General features: G+C 50.1%; 15 protein-coding genes. 11 read left to right on the forward strand and 4 right to left on the reverse strand.

Annotation, left to right across the window (positions count from 1 at the left end; translation table 11 throughout):
• Positions 1 to 156: 156 nt before the first annotated feature.
• From LDO05_RS02685 to LDO05_RS02695, 3 genes are all read right to left on the reverse strand, one after another.
• Entirely contained in the window at positions 157 to 495 is a 339-nt protein-coding gene (locus tag LDO05_RS02685) for a DUF4870 domain-containing protein (RefSeq protein WP_251377384.1), read from the reverse strand.
• A 106-nt stretch (positions 496 to 601) separates the two neighbouring features.
• Positions 602 to 1,780, reverse strand: a complete 1,179-nt coding sequence (locus LDO05_RS02690) for an MGDG synthase family glycosyltransferase (protein WP_251377385.1) — start codon at positions 1,778 to 1,780, stop codon at positions 602 to 604.
• A gap of 46 nt (positions 1,781 to 1,826) precedes the next feature.
• Entirely contained in the window at positions 1,827 to 2,846 is a 1,020-nt protein-coding gene (locus LDO05_RS02695; protein WP_251377386.1) for a serine hydrolase domain-containing protein, read from the reverse strand.
• A 491-nt stretch (positions 2,847 to 3,337) separates the two neighbouring features.
• Here LDO05_RS02695 and LDO05_RS02700 point away from each other — a divergent pair, with 491 nt between their 5' ends.
• The 8 genes from LDO05_RS02700 (at position 3,338) to LDO05_RS02735 (ending at position 10,249) form a co-directional block, all read left to right on the forward strand.
• A complete protein-coding gene (locus LDO05_RS02700; protein WP_127199002.1) occupies positions 3,338 to 3,526 on the forward strand; it encodes a hypothetical protein in 189 nt (62 codons plus the stop codon).
• Between the two features lie 148 nt (positions 3,527 to 3,674).
• A complete protein-coding gene (map, locus tag LDO05_RS02705; RefSeq protein WP_251378586.1) occupies positions 3,675 to 4,424 on the forward strand; it encodes a type I methionyl aminopeptidase in 750 nt (249 codons plus the stop codon).
• A 385-nt stretch (positions 4,425 to 4,809) separates the two neighbouring features.
• Entirely contained in the window at positions 4,810 to 5,847 is a 1,038-nt protein-coding gene (gene coxB, locus LDO05_RS02710) for a cytochrome c oxidase subunit II (RefSeq protein WP_251377387.1), read from the forward strand.
• Between the two features lie 90 nt (positions 5,848 to 5,937).
• Positions 5,938 to 7,746, forward strand: a complete 1,809-nt coding sequence (gene ctaD, locus LDO05_RS02715; protein WP_251378587.1) for a cytochrome c oxidase subunit I — start codon at positions 5,938 to 5,940, stop codon at positions 7,744 to 7,746.
• Positions 7,743 to 8,369 (forward strand): cytochrome (ubi)quinol oxidase subunit III, encoded by a 627-nt coding sequence (locus tag LDO05_RS02720; RefSeq protein WP_251377388.1) that lies wholly within the window; start codon positions 7,743 to 7,745, stop codon positions 8,367 to 8,369. The genes ctaD and LDO05_RS02720 overlap by 4 nt, the downstream gene beginning before the upstream one ends.
• A gap of 3 nt (positions 8,370 to 8,372) precedes the next feature.
• Positions 8,373 to 8,693, forward strand: coding sequence for a cytochrome C oxidase subunit IV family protein (locus LDO05_RS02725; protein ID WP_251377389.1), 321 nt, complete (start codon positions 8,373 to 8,375; stop codon positions 8,691 to 8,693).
• Positions 8,694 to 8,795: 102 nt separating this feature from the next.
• Entirely contained in the window at positions 8,796 to 9,689 is an 894-nt protein-coding gene (ctaG, locus tag LDO05_RS02730; protein ID WP_251377390.1) for a cytochrome c oxidase assembly factor CtaG, read from the forward strand.
• A 95-nt stretch (positions 9,690 to 9,784) separates the two neighbouring features.
• Entirely contained in the window at positions 9,785 to 10,249 is a 465-nt protein-coding gene (locus LDO05_RS02735) for a DUF420 domain-containing protein (protein ID WP_251377391.1), read from the forward strand.
• Positions 10,250 to 10,409: 160 nt separating this feature from the next.
• Here LDO05_RS02735 and LDO05_RS02740 read toward each other — a convergent pair whose 3' ends face one another.
• A complete protein-coding gene (locus LDO05_RS02740) occupies positions 10,410 to 10,952 on the reverse strand; it encodes a hypothetical protein (protein WP_251377392.1) in 543 nt (180 codons plus the stop codon).
• A gap of 265 nt (positions 10,953 to 11,217) precedes the next feature.
• On the opposite strand from LDO05_RS02740, the gene LDO05_RS02745 reads away from it, so the two are divergent.
• The 3 genes from LDO05_RS02745 (at position 11,218) to LDO05_RS02755 (ending at position 13,355) form a co-directional block, all read left to right on the forward strand.
• On the forward strand, positions 11,218 to 11,931 hold the full coding sequence (locus LDO05_RS02745; protein WP_251377393.1) for a hypothetical protein: 714 nt from the start codon (positions 11,218 to 11,220) through the stop codon (positions 11,929 to 11,931).
• Between the two features lie 93 nt (positions 11,932 to 12,024).
• Complete coding sequence (locus tag LDO05_RS02750; RefSeq protein WP_251377394.1) at positions 12,025 to 12,438, forward strand: GntR family transcriptional regulator; 414 nt, start codon at positions 12,025 to 12,027, stop codon at positions 12,436 to 12,438.
• Positions 12,435 to 13,355 carry an ABC transporter ATP-binding protein gene (locus tag LDO05_RS02755; RefSeq protein ID WP_251377395.1) on the forward strand — a complete coding sequence of 307 codons (921 nt, stop codon included), beginning with the start codon at positions 12,435 to 12,437 and terminating at the stop codon, positions 13,353 to 13,355. The genes LDO05_RS02750 and LDO05_RS02755 overlap by 4 nt, the downstream gene beginning before the upstream one ends.
• Position 13,356 lies beyond the last annotated feature (1 nt).

The raw sequence follows: 13,356 nt of genomic DNA on the forward strand, positions 1-13,356 counted from the left end.
AAGGCCAGAACTTCATTCCATGGAATAACAACGGACAATAGCTGTTAGGGATATGGCGTCCAATTGAAATGGATAGCACCTCCGTAGAGCACCGAGACCTCTTCGATATTTGGTACCTATATAGCCGTAAATATCTCTCTGTGGCTGTGAAGCAAGCTAGAGGCGCCGCATCTGATCCTCAGCAATATCGCCGATAAGAGGCACTTTATAGAATCTTCCCATCAGGGATGCCAGCATGAGAAGGACCCAGAAGACAGCGCCAGTCAGCCCGAGCAGCATGGAGGCGAGCCCTCCGATTAGCGGGACGAATCCGGCTGCCACATGACCAAGGGCTAGCAGGCCGAACAGGATAATGGATTGAAGAGCATGGAACATGACATACCGGCTGCGCTTCTCCAGGGCAAGCATAACCGCACCGCCTGCGAATGGAATGAGATAACAGAGAAAGCCCGCCAGGTTCTCGGGCAGACCTGTAGAGGATCTAAAGGGCGACAAGAAATCACCTTCTACACATACAGGATGAAGGAGCGGCCATTAGCCACTTGTCCTTCTCTCTACATTGTATGCATAGCCCGTCTGCCCAGAACTAGAGCAGCCTTTCCTAGACCGCTCCTACAGGACAAGCGAGTTCAGCATCCGCCGGAGCAGAGTTCCAAGTCTCAGAGAACCATTGTTCCAGAATATCATTCACAATCAATTCGGCGGAATTGGGCCTCCGCAGGAGTTCAATCCGCTCTTGCCTTTCTTCGAGATGGTCTATGGCAGCGAATAACCCCTTAACCTGGTCCACCAAGTCGGAAGGTGTATAGGCGATGGACGCGATTCCCTTACTCTCCAGATACCGGGCGTTATTGAGCTCTTGACCAGGCACAGGCCTGTACAGGAACATCGGCAGGCGGCTGGCCAGAGACTCGGACAGAGTGATGCCCCCTGGCTTGGTAATGATGCAGTCACAGGTCTGCATCAGGCGGGCAACCTCGTTCACGAAGCCGAATACCTGAAAGTTCGGCCTGTCTCCATACTGCTCCTGCAGAATGCGCTGAAGCTCCACATTTTTGCCACAGGCGGCAATAACCTGGAAGTCCCCGCTGCCGAGCAGGGGCTGGATCATATCGCGAATTCCTTGCATCACGCCGTAAGCGCCCGCCATAAGAAGAACCGTCTTCTTACGGGGATCCAGCTTCTCCGTAACTCGGGGGTCGGGCTCATGTGTCCGCCCGAAGTCAGGCTTGATGGGAATCCCGGTGGCCAGCACTCGGTGCTCTGGAATTCCGCGGCTGACGGCTTCAAGCTTCAGATCATCCGTAGCCACATAGTAGCGGTCCACTCCGGGATGAATCCAGCGGCCGTGGAGATCGAAATCGGTCACCACATTTACAAGCGGCAGGGACAGTCCGGTCTTCTTCATCAGCTTGGGCATGACCAGCTGGGGGAAGGTGTGAATGATCAGATCCGGCTCATGATCGGTAATCATCTGTTCAAGCTTGCGCATGCCGAACGAGTGCAGAATATTTGAGAAGGGCTTATCCGGCTGCATATCCTTGGTAACGTTATACACCCAGCCATAGACGGCTGGAAGGGTCCGGAAGCTCTGCATATATACGAATTTGGTTAAGCTGTTAATGACAGGGTGTGCCATAGCCATCAGATCCAGAAGCACCACATTATGAATACCCTTATGATGAAAAGAAGCCTCAATGGCCTTGGATGCCTGATAATGGCCATCTCCATAGCTTGCGTAGAGCACCATAATTTTCGGTGATTTGGCTGCAGCATTCATACAGATCAATTCCTCCTCTGACATCTGGGGCTTGAATGTTATCTTGTCATGTCCGCATAGCTGGGATTACATAATTCCTCAACAGCTGCCGGGGATTTCTCCACCGGCTCACCGTGCTGTCGGCTGTAAATACCACGGTTGCTTCCAAGGAGGGGATCAGAATAATCTGCTGACCTCCGTGGCCGTGGGCGTATGTGAAATGGACTCCATCTTCCGTGCCGTTCCACCACTGATAACCATAGCTGCCATATCCGAAATAAGGTTCAGACCGCGGGATGAACGATTGCTGGAGCCACTCCTCCGGCACGACCCGCTTCCCTTCCCATATCCCCCCATTCAGGCACATCTGGCCGAATTTGGCCATATCCCGGGAAGTAAGGGACAGTCCTATATGACCCATAGTATGCCCTTCGGCACTTGCCGACCACCCCGCATGATAAATGCCAAGGTGCTCAAATAAATGCGACTGCGCGTAACTAAAAGCGCTGTACCCGGTCATCTCTGTTAACAACACGGAGAGCATATGGGAATCGGTACTTCTATACTGAAATGTCCCCAGCATTTCCTCTTGAACGGGCAGTCTCAAGATGAACCTGGCCAAGCTGCGGCTCTTGTGGAACCGGTGAATGAACTTCTCTCCAAGCTTTGAGCCGGTCTCCCAGTAGAGCCCGGAGGTCATAGTCAGAAGATGTCTTAAAGTTATTGTATCCCATAACGGATCAGGCCGGGATGGGGCATATTTGCTCACAAGCCCCCACACGGGGCTGTCCAGGTCCTGCATTTCGCCTCGCGCTAAGGCAATCCCGATCAAGACAGACATGAAGCTTTTGGTAGCGGACCTGAGATCATTCAGCGAGGCGATATGATAGCCGTTATAATACTTCTCATATATGAGCTGGCCGCGCCTGACAACGAGGAAGCTGTGCATTCGGGGGTACTTGCGCAGAATTAGAGAATCCGCGTCGTCCAGCCATGCGGGGTCTGTATCCAGATCTTCCGGCCGCGCGGACGGGAAGGATGGAATGGAGGCGGCGGATGAGACAAGTATAGGTGTAGGCTGGTTCATAGGGATCCGATCCTCCTGCCGGGGAATTTGGCTTCTACTCTTATTTTAACCCTTAGTTTGCCCGATAAATAAACTATATGTAAATTCTTTCCCTAATCGCCTGGCAAAAATGTGCGAAATGAAGAAAGCTGAAACCCTTTATTGAATATGATACAATGGAAAAGGATAGGAGGTCGTTCGAATACCCCCCGGGTCTACACTAGAGAGACCGGTCTGTGTGACAAGAGAGACTTAGCAGGCTTGTTTCAGTAAGACTTATACAGGGTATTTAAATTGTCAGATGCCTGCCGGAAGGCAGAGTTTATGTTCCTATGAACCGCTGCCAGCTTGGCTGTTTTTTTTCGCCGAAGCTTGCCGGGTGGCTGTGAGGGCTTGCTTGTCCCACTTCTGCTCATTAGCGGCACCAAACCACCATATGATAGTACTTGCAGATCTTTTCGGCATTCTCGAAATCGGAGCATTAACTACAAGCGTTCTGGGAGGGAATTACTATGGCAACGAAAGGTCACAATGAAGTCAAAGAAAGTCTGCGCGAGATGACACGGATTTTCAGGCCGAAGGACCCCAAGAAATTTGTCAAGGAGTATGTCCGTAAATACCGCATTATGGGTGGCTATGAAGAAGAACTGACGCATCTGGTTGAACATGAAATGGGCAAGTTGGACTCTTCCGTGTCCTGATCATCTGATCCATGAAGAAATAACGCACTACAACTATATAGACATAACCCAACCGCCTGCGGACAGGCGGTTTTTTTTGTTCTCTTGCATACATATATTACATCACTCTGTCAGGAGTGGATGTCTTGAGCAGGAGGAGGGGGAGCGACTGAGAGCAAGTCTGAGAACCAAGGAAGAGATCAAGCGGATACGGGAGGCCGGGCGGATTCTTGCCGCGTGCCACCGGGAGATTCGGAAGCTGCTTGCCCCGGGAATCTCCACGCTGGAGATCGATGCTTTTGTTGAGAGCTACCTGAAGAAGCACAAAGCTACACCTGAACAGAAGGGCTACCGCGGCTTCCCGTATGCAACATGCGCCTCTGTCAATGATGTGGTATGCCATGGATTCCCGGATTCCCGGCAGCTCCAGGCAGGTGATCTTGTAACGATTGATATCGTAGTGAACAAGGACGGCTGGCTCGCGGACTCGGGCTGGTCCTATGCCGTGGGGTCAGCCGGCCCCGCCGGACAGTATTTGCTTGATAAGACACATGAGGCGTTGTATGCAGGAATTAACAAGGCCGCAGCAGGAATGAGAACAGGGGATATTGGCCATGCGGTGCAGACCGTGGTGGAGCATGCAGGGCTTGGCATCGTTGCACCGCTGGTAGGCCACGGGATCGGTAGAAAGCTTCATGAGCCGCCAGACGTGCCCAGCATCGGCAGCCCTCGTACAGGTACTTTGCTCAGGCCGGGGATGGTCATTACGATTGAGCCTGTAGTTACACTTGGCGAGACAGGGGCGGTGTTCTGGGAAGAGGATGGCTGGACCGTACGGACAGCGGATGGTTCCTTGGGCGCCCAATTCGAACACACCGTAGCTATTCTTGAGGACGGACCGCAAATATTGACGGACTGAAAAAGAGGGGAGACTCTCTTTTTTTGTCTTCTATTATACTGAAAAGAAGCGGAATTTTAAGAAAAATGTCACATTTTGAAGTTCATATTTATGGTCCTTACAGAGCTTGTCAAGGTCAAATCCAGGCAGGGGGCATGACCAAGGGGGGATGGGTGAAATCGCTTGCAAACCCAGTGTTGGCGCGACTTTTCGTAATTTTGAACAATTTGTGAACTACCCTTGAATCATTGACAAATTTGTGTACTAATCATATGCTTAATTAGTGATTGTTCGAATTGACAGGATAGCAGTTTCCGTGATAGAGCAAGTCGATTGTTTCCTTATTATAGGGAAGGGGTACTTGTGACTATCAGCGGAAGACAAACGTTAAAAGTGGGGTAGATCAATGATGAAACGGTGGCAGGCTGTGAAACGGCTCTTTCCTTTTGTGGGGCTGGTGCTGTTGTTGTCCGCTTGCGGTCGCGAGGATTTGTCCGCATTAAGACCTCAAGGACCTGTAGCACAAGGACAATTTGATTTAATGAAGCTTTCCATTGCAATTATGATTGTCGTTCTGCTCATTGTATTCGGTATTGCCGGTTATGTTTGGATGCGTTTTCGCCGTAGACCGGGACAAACCGACATTCCTGAGCAGGTGGAAGGCAACTTCAAGCTTGAAGTGATCTGGACTGTCATTCCCTTAATTTTGGTCATTATTCTGGGAGTTGCTACGGTTCAGAAGGTATTCGCTCATGGCGAGAATTACTGGAACGACAAGAACGCGGTGAAGGTGAAGGTGACTTCACACCAGTTCTGGTGGGAATTTAACTATCCTGATTATGGTGTAACCACTGCACAGGATCTGATTATTCCAACGGGTAAGAAGATTGCCTTTCAATTGAAGACAGCCGATGTTCTTCACTCATTCTGGGTACCTTCATTGGCAGGGAAGACGGATACCAATCCGGAAGGCGCTATCAATAACGCCTGGTTCACTGCAGACAAAGAAGGCGTCTATCTTGGTAAATGTGCCGAGCTGTGCGGTCAATCCCACGGCCTAATGGAATTCAAAGTCAAGGCGGTCAGCCAGGAGTCATTTGACAGCTGGGTTAAGGCCATGAAGGAGCCTGTGGCTCTGCCGGAAGATCAAGCAACCGCGGAAGTCTTCAAGAACCAGTGTCTGACTTGTCACGCGATCGGCAGCGAAGGCGGTCCGTCCGCACCGAACCTGACAGGAATCGGTGGACGTGAATCGGTAGCCAGCATTCTTATTAACGGACAGGACGGCACCGCGAAAGAAAACCTTAAGACCTGGCTTGAAGATCCTCAAGCCGTGAAGCCAGGCAACACGATGCCGAATCCGAAGGAAGACCTGAAGCTAACCGATGAACAAATCGACGCGATAGCGGATTACTTGGCAAATTCAAAATTAAAGACTGACTGATTCACCCGCATGGAGCAACTTGGATAGGAATTTTTAAAGGGGGTACAAACCTTGGCTCACGCTCACAGTGTCAAGCGCCATACGGGACTGATGGACTGGTTAACCACAGTTGACCATAAGAAGATCGGCATCCTGTACTTAATTGCCGGGGCTTTATTCTTCGGAATCGGCGGAATCGAAGCTTTATTGATCCGCTGGCAGCTTATCAAACCCATGAACGACTTTGTGTCAGCGCAGACTTTTAACGAACTTATAACCATGCATGGCACCACAATGATCTTCCTTGGCGTAATGCCGCTCATCTTCGCTTTGATGAATGCGGTTGTTCCGCTTCAGATCGGGGCACGCGACGTTGCGTTTCCTTTTCTTAACTCGCTTGGCTTCTGGACGTTCCTGTTCGGTGGTGTTCTTCTGAACATCAGCTGGGTTATGGGCGGCGCGCCGGATGCCGGCTGGACGGCTTACACTCCGCTGTCCTCGAAACTCTACAGTGATACACACGGGGTTGATTTTTACACCGTGGGTCTGCAGATCGCAGGTCTCGGAACCCTGATCGGGGGCATCAACTTCCTGGCTACGATTATTACGATGCGTGCACCGGGAATGAGCTTCATGCGTATGCCGATGTTCACATGGACCGCATTTATTACTTCAGCTATTATTCTATTTGCTTTCCCTGCCATTACCGTGGGACTTGTCCTGCTAAGCTTTGACCGGATACTCGATGCGAACTTCTTCGATGTCAGCGAAGGTGGTAACCCGGTTCTATGGCAGCATATATTCTGGATTTTCGGACACCCTGAGGTGTACATACTAATCCTTCCGGCTTTCGGTATTATTTCCGAGGTCATTCCAACCTTTGCCCGTAAGCGGTTGTTCGGATACAGTTCCATGGTGTTCGCTACCATTCTGATTGCCTTCCTCGGCTTCATGGTATGGGCTCACCATATGTTCACTACGGGCATGGGCCCGGTAGCGAATGCGCTGTTCTCGATCTCGACGATGCTGATCGCGGTGCCAACAGGTATCAAGATCTTTAACTGGCTATTTACCTTGTGGGGCGGGCAGATCCGCTTCACAGCAGCTAATCTCTACGCATCCGGCTTCATTCCTACCTTTGTTATGGGTGGGGTTACAGGGGTTATGCTTGCATCCGCACCTGCGGATTACCAGTTCCACGATACGTATTTCGTAGTAGCGCACTTCCACTACGTTATTGTCGGTGGATTGGTTCTCGGACTATTCTCGGGCCTGCACTACTGGTGGCCTAAGATGTTCGGCCGTGTACTGGATGAGAAGCTTGGCAAGATCGGCTTCTGGTTCTTCATCATCGGCTTCCATCTGACCTTCTTCGTGCAGCATTTCCTTGGTCTTATGGGTATGCAGCGCCGTATCTTTACTTACCTGAGGGGGCAAGGCTTTGATACTTTAAACCTCGTAAGTACAATAGGAGCTCTGCTGATGGGCGTTGGGGTTCTCGTATTCTTGTTCAACGTAATCGTAACAACAAGAAAGCCTGCGGGTGCGCCTAATGATCCATGGGAAGACGGCCGTACACTGGAGTGGTCGATTCCATCTCCTCCTCCGGAGTACAACTTCAAGCAGATCCCGCTTGTGCGTGGACTTGATGCTTACTGGAAAGAGAAGATGGCTGGACATACGGAGATGACCCCGGCTGAACCGGTTGGTTCCATCCACATGCCATCGGCATCCATTCTTCCATTTGTCATGTCAGCGGGTATCTTTGTTGCAGGGCTTGGATTTATGTATCATCAATATGTAGTACTGGTTCTGGGTCTGGTTATCACGTTCGCCTGCATGGCGATCCGGTCGCTGTATGATGATCACGGCTGGCATATCGATCCAGAGGAGACTACAGAGAAGGGGGTAAAAGAATGAGCGCACCCCATGCTGAACAGGTGACATCGGCTCTTCCCCATGAACCGGAGAAAGCCACACTTGAGGGCCGTAATAAAGTACTCGCGTTCTGGTTGTTCCTCGGAGGGGAAGCCGTGCTATTCGGAACGTTGTTCGCCACGTTCCTGGCGCTTCGGGAACAGATTGCCGATGGCCCGAGCGCGAATGAGTTGTTCAAGCTGCCAATTGTGGCAGCCGCAACCTTTATCCTCCTGGTAAGCAGCTTGACCAGTGTATTCGCCATCCAGGCGATGCATAGAGGGAATAAGAAGTCGCTGTCTTTATGGTTGATCGTTACCGTTATTCTTGGCCTCGGCTTCCTTGGCCTTGAGATATACGAATTCGTAGAGTATGTAACACATGAGAAATTCGGCATGACGACGAGCGCGTTCAGTTCGGCGTTCTATACGCTGGTCGGCTTCCACGGAGCCCACGTGTTGTTCGGGGTGGTATGGATCTCGCTGCTGATTGGCCAGCTGGCCAAGAAGGGCTTGACTGTTGTAACAGCACCGAAGGTTTACGTATCCGCGATGTACTGGCACTTTATCGACGTTGTATGGGTATTCATCTTCACCGTCGTATACCTCCTTGGAAAGGTGGGTTAAGACATGTCAGAGCATAATACGAACCAAGGCGGCGCGGTGAAGCACAGACACCGTACGGAAGGGCCTCAGAAGCACATCGTTGCCTTTATCTTCTCCATCGTGCTCACTCTGATCGCCTTTGCAGCCGTGGCTGCGGGCGGTGTCAATGCCTCATTTACGATCATTCTATTGGTCGTCATGGCGATCCTGCAGGTGCTTGTTCAGTTGGGATACTGGATGCATCTTAAGGATAAGGGGCATATGATTCCGATTCTGTTCATGGCCTTCGGATTCTTCGTAGCCGGGACAGCCGTAATTACAGCTTTATACTGGGTTTGGTGGTAAAATAGAGAGGAGGCTGGCTTACAGCCCCCTCTTTTTTGTACGATGAGACATTTGTCACACAATCGACAGTAAATCCGTGCCAGCAGATAAGGAGGTTTTGGTATGCTGGGATTAGAATATTTCAGCTTTAGAGATTTATGGAGCCCACTGTTCTTAGCCGTGGTCCTTCTGATTACCGCAGGCTATTTACTGCTAATGGGGCCGCTGAATGAGCGTTTCAAGAACGGCAGCCCAGTAAGTGCGGGAAGGAAGATCGCTTTTGCAGCCGGAATGCTGGTGATCTATCTGGCTCAAGGCGGGCCTGTCAGCCTGCTGGGTCACATTATGTTCAGCTTCCATATGCTTAGTATGGCGCTGACTTATCTTGTAGCCCCTCCGCTGCTGATGCTGGGCATACCGGATTGGGCATGGAGAGGGATTCTGAAGTACAATCCGCTGCGCCGCTTGTCTTTTCTCGCTCATCCTATTGTGGCGGCCGTGCTGTTCAACGGGTTGTTCTCGTTCTATCATATTCCTGCGGTCCATGATTACGTCATGCTTCACTTTGGGGTTCACCGGCTGTATTACTTGGTGTTATTTGCTTCATCGGTCCTCATGTGGTGGACACTGGTTAACCCGCTTCCGGAATATTCGGAGACCAAGGGTCTCAGGAAGATGGCCTATATCGCGATAAATATGGTGCTGCTTACTCCGGCGTGCGGGCTGATTATTTTCTCATCGACAAGTCTCTATGCGACCTACAATGATCCGGCCGTTTGGGCCAAGGCGATGGGCTACTGTGTATCCGGGGATACTTCGGCTTTACTCCAGGTATTTGGCGGGCCAGGGTATTTCGCCTATATGGATACACATGTAGATCAGCAGGTTGGCGGTATTGTGATGAAGTTTATACAGGAGATTATTTTTGCTTCCATGCTAGCCATGGTGTTCAGGAATTGGTACAAGCAGGACAACAAGGATGATGAAGTATATGGAAATGAGCTGAAGAACGCCTGACAGCACTTGATTCCATGTAAATATGCTGATCCGGAGCTCTGCGGGAACGCGGCTTCGGAATTCAGCAGCAAGTCGAACAGGAGGATGAAGTTAAGATGGATATGTACACGCTGTTTCCCACAATCAGTACGTCCTTTATCGTAATCAGTGCGATTCTGGTTGCTATTGGTTGGGGACTCATTATTAAGGGGAGAAAGGAAGCGCATAAGAAGGTGATGATTGCCGGAGCCGTGGCGGCTCTGATCTTCTTCATCATCTATGCCTCCCGGACGATATTAATCGGCAACACGAATTGGGGCGGCCCGGCTGATCTGGCGATTTATTATCAAATCTTCCTGATCTTCCACATTATTCTGGCCACCGTTGCCGCTGTATTTGGTCTGACTACACTCACCCTTGCCTTCAAAGAGAAATTCGCGAAGCACCGTAAATGGGGACGAGTGACGGCGGTAACCTGGTTCTTCACCGCGATTACCGGTGTTGCCGTGTATGTTCTGCTGTATGTTCTGTATCCAGGCGGACACACCAAGTCCATGATCGATACGATTTTTGGATTATAGGGTAGAGATCAGGTAACGAATTGTGAACTGTATAGGATAGAGTGATAGGTAAAAGGCCGGCGGGAGAGCCGCTGGCTCAGTCTGTAGACAAAGTTCCGAAAGGAACGGGTCTACAGACTTTTTTTATTGAGGGAATACCTTGTCTATGGTTAATTGTAATTTAAGGTTCTAGCAGCTTAGATCGCTCAGCAACTTTGAACCAGTTATCAGAACCGATTTCTTCTACGATTCGTTCTTTATCGGTAGTATTCTGGAAAGCCTCGCTATACTTGAATTCCTTAATATAATCATTTCCCTCTGAATCAATAATGTACATATAGTATTCTGCGGTTGAGGTACCGTTCATTTCATAAGCATACTGAAAAACATAGATACGATCGATTGTCCCGGCTGAGGGTAGCACGGCAGGAATACTGCTTTCCTTCCAGTCATTCACATGCTTTAAGATTCTCTCATCACTATGTACCAAGAACAATTCGGGCTGAGGTTTTTTTGATCCTGTCCTGTAGACGGATAAGTAAGCTATTGCTGGAGCATGCTTGGTTCCATTCGCACTTAGCCGGCTTTCAGCCGGGTTGGGGTGGGTACTTGCGGCTTGGTTTTGGTTTGGGCTTTGGCTTTGGCTCATACTCACGGAACAAGCGGCCATAGTTGTAACTACTAATACAGATGTGAATAACACTAGCTTCTTCGGCACTTTCATACGACAACTCCCCGAGTCAATAATTAGCATTCCTCTATGATGTTCCAGATTATCACAGATGTGGATTTATATCTTGCATAATAACTGTTTCCGTGTGTGGCTGTAGATTCCTGCTTAAATTTTAGAAATTTACATCATCCTCATTGACATGGTTAATTCTGGACATTATACTGTGTATAAAGATATATACAGTAAGCACATTGATCACAGTCTATACACACTACATACCTGATCACTTCATCAAGATAAGAGAGGTTGATGTTTTATGCATACATGGAGAGATGGCTGGTTTATTTTTTGGAACAACTTAAGGAGTGCGCCATTCTACCTCCTATGGAATATCGTCTTCATGCTCTATATGGGATTTATGACCAGCCTATTGTTCACACCGGAGAATAGAGATCTGACAGATTCCGTACCTGATTTCATGATGCTTCTGGTCATTCCGTTCACCGGGTTCATGTTCTGTAAAAGAGGTTTCAGATACCTGATGGATGACTCTTACACGCAGATGCTATTTTATTACCGAACCCTGCCCATACCGCTGAACGTGGTTATGCGGAGTAGAGTCATACAAGTTTTATTCGCTTTGCTATTCAATAATCTGATCTTTTTTGGATTCCTGCTTCTTGTGAATTACTCGTATTGGTCGGAATTAAGTACAGTCGGCTATATCTCATTCGCGCTGACCTGGGTTGGTTACGCTTTGCTGATGACCGGAAGTTATATCTATTTCGAGTATTTGAAACGGGGTGTGATCTACATGTGGGCAAGTATGATCGTGAATGCTTTGGTAGCCACCCTGGCCTTCGTAGTGTATATGAATGGAGGCAATTTGATCCGCTGGATCATGGAATATTCCAAACAGTACGGACTTCTGTCGCCTGTAATGTGGGGCAGCTTGGCCATCGGAGGACTGCTCCTTAGTCTGATATGCCGCATAACGCTCCGGAAGATGGCCGTAAGGGATTTGGCTTAAGCTTATAGATGAACGATATCAATCAGAGTCTTCAGTCTGCTGCACATAATATAACGATTTTCTACTTTGAGAACTGAAGGTGAGGTGCGAAAGGTGTGGATTCCCATTCAAATTAATGAGAACAGCGCCGAGCCTTTGTATCACCAGATCAAGACACAGCTTCGCTCGCTCATTGTCAGTGAGCAGATTGAGGAAGGAACGCTGCTTCCTTCCATCAGGGAGTTCGCAGGGAGTCTGAACTGCAGCGTGATTACAATCCGGCGCGTATATCAGGATCTGGAGAACGAGGGGTTTTTGCGTACACGGCAGGGAACAGGTACTTTCGTAGCCAAGGTGGGTCAGGGGGAACGAAGTGAGTACCGCAGATCGGTCGTACAGGAAGCCGTTGAAGCGGCTGTGGATACGGGGCTCGCCGTGCAATACGGAGAAGACGAGCTTAAGGCGCTGTTCCTGCAAATATTGAAGCAGAAATATCATCACCAGCAGAAGGAGGACGATTCCAAGTGACAGAAGCATTGGCCATGCAGATGATAGGGGTTCGCAAGAACGGAAGGCGCAAGCCGATAGGCCCTCTGAACCTGGAAATACCGTCTGGCTATGTGGTGGCTCTGGTGGGGCCGAATGGTTCAGGCAAGAGCACGATTATGAACCTTATCCTGCAGACCCTTCAACCAGACGAAGGGGAGCTGAGCTGGTTCGACAGGAAGATAGGCGGGGTGCTGCCAACAGAGCTTAGACAGCTGATCGGATATGTCCCGGAGGTTCCTTTATACGAAGAGAACAATAAGACGGCCGGGGAAGCCGCCGCCTTCAGGGCTCACTGGTATCCAGGATGGGATCAGCAGAGGCTGGAGGAGCTGCTCATCCGCTTCGAGGTGCCAGAGAAGGTAAAGCTAAGCAAGATGTCCAAGGGAGAGCGGCGCAAGTTCGAGATTGCGGCCGCGCTGGCCTGCCGGCCCAAGCTCCTGCTGCTCGATGAACCTTCATCGGGACTGGATCCTTTTGCCTGGAAGCATATGATTGAAGTGCTCCGCAGCTGCCTGGAGGAAGAGGAGATTACGATTGTACTCTCGACCCACATTGTGGATGAGGTGAAGCGTCTGGCCGACTATATTGCGCTGGTCCATCAGGGCGAAGTGAAGGGCATGGTGGAGAAGGATGCGCTCATGGGCTGCTGGAAGGAGCTCTGGGTCCGTGCTTCAGACAGAGCCCGGCTCGAAGGACTGGCGGATATTCTTGAGATTCATGAGGCAGGCCCATCCGGCTGGCGGCTTAGGGTACAGAACGCGGCGCAGCTTGAGGATATTTTGCTGGAGCGGGGAGTAAGTATCTTGAAGAGTCAGGGGCTTGAGCTTGAGGACATCCTCACGTTATGGATGAAGGGCAGATTGCCTGAAGAGATCAAATGGAAGAGGGGAGAATAGG

The organism is Paenibacillus sp. YPG26 (assembly GCF_023704175.1).
GTDB lineage: Bacteria > Bacillota > Bacilli > Paenibacillales > Paenibacillaceae > Fontibacillus.

Bases quoted from the DNA above. Each gene is read 5' to 3' on its own strand.
- ctaD (WP_251378587.1), top strand. From the start codon at position 5,938: ATGGACTGGTTAACCACAGTTGACCATAAGAAGATCGGCATCCTGTAC.
- coxB (WP_251377387.1), top strand. From the start codon at position 4,810: ATGATGAAACGGTGGCAGGCTGTGAAACGGCTCTTTCCTTTTGTGGGG.
- LDO05_RS02745 (WP_251377393.1), top strand. From the start codon at position 11,218: ATGCATACATGGAGAGATGGCTGGTTTATTTTTTGGAACAACTTAAGG.
- LDO05_RS02690 (WP_251377385.1), bottom strand. From the start codon at position 1,780: ATGAATGCTGCAGCCAAATCACCGAAAATTATGGTGCTCTACGCAAGC.
- LDO05_RS02720 (WP_251377388.1), top strand. From the start codon at position 7,743: ATGAGCGCACCCCATGCTGAACAGGTGACATCGGCTCTTCCCCATGAA.
- LDO05_RS02695 (WP_251377386.1), bottom strand. From the start codon at position 2,846: ATGAACCAGCCTACACCTATACTTGTCTCATCCGCCGCCTCCATTCCA.
- LDO05_RS02700 (WP_127199002.1), top strand. From the start codon at position 3,338: ATGGCAACGAAAGGTCACAATGAAGTCAAAGAAAGTCTGCGCGAGATG.
- ctaG (WP_251377390.1), top strand. From the start codon at position 8,796: ATGCTGGGATTAGAATATTTCAGCTTTAGAGATTTATGGAGCCCACTG.
- LDO05_RS02740 (WP_251377392.1), bottom strand. From the start codon at position 10,952: ATGAAAGTGCCGAAGAAGCTAGTGTTATTCACATCTGTATTAGTAGTT.
- LDO05_RS02735 (WP_251377391.1), top strand. From the start codon at position 9,785: ATGGATATGTACACGCTGTTTCCCACAATCAGTACGTCCTTTATCGTA.
- LDO05_RS02725 (WP_251377389.1), top strand. From the start codon at position 8,373: ATGTCAGAGCATAATACGAACCAAGGCGGCGCGGTGAAGCACAGACAC.